Raw genomic sequence first — 284 nt, 5'->3', positions numbered from 1 at the left:
TATCACTGGTGACATTGTCGATAGCGATCGACGCGACTGGCGCGACCGTATCGACGCCATAAGTGTGGCTGGTGTTGGCAGTCGTGACGTTGCCTGCCGTATCACGGGTAGTAACCGAAGCAGAGACATCACCGTTAGCCGCGAGCACCGAACCAGGCACGTTGACGCTCCAGGTTTTACCGTCGGTATTCACCGTCGTCTGGTACGTTTCGGTACCGACTTTCACCGTAATGGCATCGCCGGCGTTGACTTCATTGCCAACCTGACCGGTGACCGCAATCGTC

1 protein-coding gene is annotated in these 284 nt (G+C 57.0%); it reads right to left on the bottom strand.

The genetic code is table 11. The features are described 5' to 3' along the window. Window positions 1-284 (bottom strand): Ig-like domain-containing protein (locus tag H0248_RS22055; protein WP_257981537.1); only part of this gene is annotated, 284 nt, incomplete at both ends.

The organism is Pectobacterium brasiliense, from assembly GCF_013449685.1.
In the GTDB taxonomy this organism is placed as follows: Bacteria; Pseudomonadota; Gammaproteobacteria; order Enterobacterales; family Enterobacteriaceae; genus Pectobacterium; species Pectobacterium brasiliense_A.
This window is presented reverse-complemented; position numbering and strand designations above follow the sequence as displayed.